We start from the raw sequence: 4,437 nt of genomic DNA, 5'->3' as shown, positions 1-4,437 counted from the left end.
GTCGGCTACATCATGCGTGAAGGTTACAACCTGCCACCTTTGATGTTCACCCGCTCCGAGAACGTGGCCCCGACTGCAGGCGCGCGCCTGATCCGTGCCTGGGGTGGCACAGCCATGGCCGAAGCCGCCGAAGACGCCCTGGTAAAAATACGCGCCGTTCTGCCCGAGGACGCCCGCGCACGTGCAGGGTCACGCCTTCGAGATGCCCGACCTGGACGACGCCACCCGCGCGCGCCTGGATACATTAGAACGCGCCGTCGAAACCAAGACCCGCCTTGCACTCGCCTATGCAACCGAAGACGGCGCCGCCACAACCCGAACCGTTCGCCCGCTTGGACTGTGGTTCTGGGGCAAAATCTGGACGCTTGTGGCGTGGTGCGAACTCAGAAATGACTTTCGGATGTTCCGCGCCGACCGCATTGTCGACACCACCGAACAAGCGCCTTTCCGGGAAGAACGCGGAAAATGCCTCAGCGACTTTTACGCATCGCAGGACCGCTAAGCCTTCCCCTTTTTGAGAATACCTATGGCGCGGAGCCAGAAAAATACGCTGTCAGCCGTCGACTTTGCCACGCCGATCACCGCGCAAATTTGCGTACAGAACATGGTTGCGCCAGCGCCCGTCTATCTGAAGATAGGACTGCGCCACGCCCTCATATTTATACCCGCATTTTTCCAAAAGCCCGCGCGACGCCTTATTTTCCGGCAAACACGCGCTTTCCAGGCGGCTTAAATCCAACACTTCAAACGCGTGATGCACCATCGCCGTCAATGCCTCGCGCATAAAGCCTTCACGCGCATGCGGCTCGCCCACCCAATAGCCGATTGTCGCCGCCTGAGCCGGACCACGTCGGATATTGTCCAATGTGATCGCCCCCAAAAGCCGCCCATCCTCGCGCCGTTCCATGAACAGCGGCAAAGCGGTGCCTTGCGCAATCGACCGGCTTGCCCAGTATACCCGGTTCACGAAGGACTTGCGCGACAGATGATCCCGCGCCCAGCGCGGTTCCCATGGCGTTAGAAATTCAGAACTTTGATCCCGCAAAGCCGACCAATGACGGAAATCACCATGCACAGGCGGTCTCAAGATCATCCGCCCGGTGTCAATCCGGACCTTGCGCCCGAACTTAAGCATTACGCCGCAAGCCTACCCGCCAAAGCCTCACGCTCCGGCGCACGCGAAACCGGCCCATAAAGCGCCAATGCTGTATCCGCCTTCTCAACCAATCCGGCGGCAAACGCCTTGGCATCGCCTGTCGTCACGGCATCGATCAATTCAACTGTTTCTTCCAAAGACGGCACCCGGTCCCAGATTGACATCAGACGCGCCAGACGTTCCGCACGGCTTGACGGACTTTCCAGGCCCATCAACATCCCCGCCTTCATCTGCGCGCGCGCCCGCGCAATCTCAGCCGGCGTCATATCATCCGCCGCCCGCTTCATCTCATCCACGGTCAGGTTCACCAGACCCTCGATGTCATCCGCCCCCGTGCCCGCATAAATCGTCAGCAAACCACTGTCGGCATAGGCCCCGGTCTGCGCGAAGATCGTATAGCAAAGCCCTCGCTTCTCGCGGGCTTCCTGAAACAGCCGGGATGACATGCCGCCGCCCAAAACAGTTGAGAAAATCTGCGCCGTATACACGGCCGGATCGCGATACCCCGGCGTTTCAAACGCCAATGCAAAATGAGCCTGCTCAAGGTCTTTCTCAACCCGATGCTCACCGCCCCTAAACGCCGCAGGATCCGTCGCTCCGCCGCCCTGCGCCGCCAAATGCCCGAACGCGGCTTCCGCCGCCTTCACAATCGCGTCGTGGTCCACGGCCCCAGCCGCCGACACAATGATGTTTCCGGGCGCATAACGCTCGGCCACAAACCCCGACAGATCCGAAACACCGAACGATGACACCTTATCGGTGGGCCCCAAAATCGTGCGCCCCAAAGGTTGGTCTGGATACGCGGTCTCCTGAAGCCAGTCGAAAATCACATCGTCCGGCGTATCGTGCGCCTGTCCTATCTCTTGCAAAATCACGTGGCGCTCGACCTCGACCTCGCGCGGGTCAAACGCCGGGTTCAACACAATATCGCTGATCACATCGAACGCCAGCGGCACGTCATTTTCCAGCACGCGCGCATAGTAAGCCGTCATCTCGCGGCTGGTATAGGCGTTGATATAGCCGCCCACATCCTCGATCGCCTCGGCAATATCCAAAGCTGATCGCTTTGCCGTGCCTTTGAATGCCATATGCTCAAGGAAATGCGCGATGCCGTTCTGCTCAAGGCGTTCGTGCCGCCCTCCGGCGGCCACCCAAACCCCAAGCGAAGCCGACGCCAGCCCCGGCATATGTTCGGTCACGACGCGCACGCCGTTCGACATGCGATGTATTTCAACGGTCACGTTGTGCGCCTGTTTCGGATCAAAGCTTCAATCTCCCCAAGGTCATTCCCAACACGTGTGACCCGTTCTGACCTTTGATAAAGATCCCCCATCCGGTTTGGAAGGGGTGGGCGAATTCCAGTTGCCGCCTCAACCGCATCCGGGAATTTGGCGGGATGCGCCGTGGCCAAAGTGATCATCGGTGTCGCCGAGACGCCCTGATCCATCGCCACCTTCACGCCCACTGCCGTGTGCGGGCAAAGAACCTCGCCGGTCCGCTTTTGCATGGCCGTGATCATGGCGGTGGTTTCGTCTTCCGATGCCCGCCCGGACCCATAGATATCGCGCAAGACACCAATCGCGCCCTGCGAGACCGGAAAGCCTCCGCTGCCCTTCAACTCGTCCATCAACTGAGCAACCGCGCGCCCGTCGCGACCGTAGGCCTCGAACAACGCGCGCTCAAAATTGGAGCTTACCTGTATATCCATCGACGGGCTGATCGAGGGCGTCACACCCTCTTTGGTATAGGCACCACTTTTCAGCGTCCGATGCAGAATGTCGTTCTGGTTTGTCGCGACGACCAAGCGCTCAATCGGCAACCCCATGCGCTTGGCAATGTAACCCGCGAAGATGTCGCCAAAATTCCCTGTCGGCACGGTGAAACTCACCGAACGCCTTGGAGCTCCCAAAGAAACCGCAGACGAGAAGAAATAAACAACTTGCGCCAGAACCCGACCCCAGTTGATCGAATTCACCGCCGCAAGCCGCACCTCGTCGCGGAACTCAAAGTCCGCAAACATATCCTTCACTGCCGCCTGACAATCGTCAAAATCACCGTCCACCGCCAAAGCGTGGACGTTCGTCTCGACTGGCGTGGTCATCTGGCGGCGCTGCACCTCGGACACGCGTCCATGCGGATACATGATGAACACATCGACCGCGTCCAGACCCCGAAACGCCTCAATCGCCGCCGACCCGGTATCGCCAGACGTGGCGCCGACAATCGTAACTTTCTCGCCCCGACGAGTCAGGGCTGCCTCGAACATCTGCCCGATCAGTTGCATCGCAAAATCTTTGAACGCCAGGGTCGGGCCGTGGAACAACTCCAACAGGAAATGGTTCGCCCCAAGCTGCACCAGAGGCGCGCGTGCGTCATGGCTGAAAGAGGCATAGGCCCGCGCAATGATCGCCTCAAACTCATCATCGGTGAATGCATCGCCGATAAAAGGACGCATCACCCGAAACGCCTTTTCCTCATAGGACAGGCCCGCCAAAGCTGCGATATCGCCGGCAGACATCTGCGGAATGCTGTCCGGCACATAAAGCCCGCCATCGCGCGCCAGCCCCGTCAGCATCGTCTCTTCAAAATTCAAAACCGGAGCCTGTCCCCGGGTCGATACATATTTCATCACACTTCCTCGCCGCGTCCCCGCCTCATACGCCAAAGAAAAAACGCCGTCATCCCCGCCCAGACAATTGCAAGGCCAAACCACTGCACCGCATAGCCCAGATGGTTGTTCGGAATGCCCGCACTCGTGACCGGCAAAGGCGTCGCTCGCGGGTCAGTCCCCGACACACTGCGCGCCACGATCAACACAGGTTCCGTGCCCAATGCCGCCGCCATCACGTCCACATCGCGCGCGAACACCAGCCCGGTCGCGAAATCCGGCGCGGGCGTGAAACGATCGACCTCACGCGGCCAATGCAGATTGCCCACGACCTCCATCGCGACGCCCGGCCGCTCCGCATCGCGCGACGCACTCGGCACAAACCCCTCGTCGACCAAGATCCGACGCCCACCGTCGGTTTCAAAGGCAGACACAACCCGAAACCCTGGCCCAACCTGCGGCACTGACGTTAAGGCCACCAACTCGGTTCCAAGGGTCCGCCCCGACACAGCAACCGGCAAAAACCGATCCGCTTCGACATCGAACGCATTGGGTAAAGCCACCGGCGCGGCGCCGATCCTGGCCTCGATCTCGTCCAGCATCGCGGTCTTCCACGCCAACCTTTGCAACTGCCACGCGCCCAGCGTCGACAGCACAAGACAGCCGACAATCC

5 protein-coding genes are annotated in these 4,437 nt (G+C 60.1%); 1 reads left to right on the top strand and 4 read right to left on the bottom strand.

The annotated features are described in order from the left end of the window. Window positions 1-181: 181 nt before the first annotated feature. Window positions 182-502 carry a helix-turn-helix transcriptional regulator gene (locus AC221Y_RS20725; protein WP_486708267.1) on the top strand — a complete coding sequence of 107 codons (321 nt, stop codon included), beginning with the start codon at window positions 182-184 and terminating at the stop codon, window positions 500-502. 51 nt (window positions 503-553) lie between these two features. On the opposite strand, the gene AC221Y_RS20720 is transcribed toward AC221Y_RS20725, so the two are convergent. The 4 genes from AC221Y_RS20720 to AC221Y_RS20705 are packed head-to-tail and all read right to left on the bottom strand — an operon-like array spanning window position 554 to window position 4,435. Next, a complete protein-coding gene (locus AC221Y_RS20720; protein ID WP_486708266.1) occupies window positions 554-1,135 on the bottom strand; it encodes a GNAT family N-acetyltransferase in 582 nt (193 codons plus the stop codon). Beyond that, entirely contained in the window at window positions 1,135-2,397 is a 1,263-nt protein-coding gene (locus AC221Y_RS20715) for a M16 family metallopeptidase (protein ID WP_486708265.1), read from the bottom strand. Before AC221Y_RS20715 ends, AC221Y_RS20720 begins: the two co-directional genes overlap by 1 nt. After that, window positions 2,394-3,785, bottom strand: a complete 1,392-nt coding sequence (gene thrC, locus AC221Y_RS20710; RefSeq protein ID WP_486708264.1) for a threonine synthase — start codon at window positions 3,783-3,785, stop codon at window positions 2,394-2,396. Before thrC ends, AC221Y_RS20715 begins: the two co-directional genes overlap by 4 nt. Beyond that, window positions 3,785-4,435, bottom strand: a complete 651-nt coding sequence (locus AC221Y_RS20705; RefSeq protein ID WP_486708263.1) for an SURF1 family protein — start codon at window positions 4,433-4,435, stop codon at window positions 3,785-3,787. Before AC221Y_RS20705 ends, thrC begins: the two co-directional genes overlap by 1 nt. Window positions 4,436-4,437: the final 2 nt, after the last annotated feature.

This window comes from Boseongicola sp. (genome assembly GCF_057460485.1).
The sequence above is the reverse complement of the archived record's forward strand: the minus strand, read 5'-3'. Positions and strand labels throughout refer to the sequence as shown.

Coding starts and splice junctions, on each gene's coding strand:
- thrC (WP_486708264.1), bottom strand. CDS start 3,785: ATGAAATATGTATCGACCCGGGGACAGGCTCCGGTTTTGAATTTTGAA.
- AC221Y_RS20720 (WP_486708266.1), bottom strand. CDS start 1,135: ATGCTTAAGTTCGGGCGCAAGGTCCGGATTGACACCGGGCGGATGATC.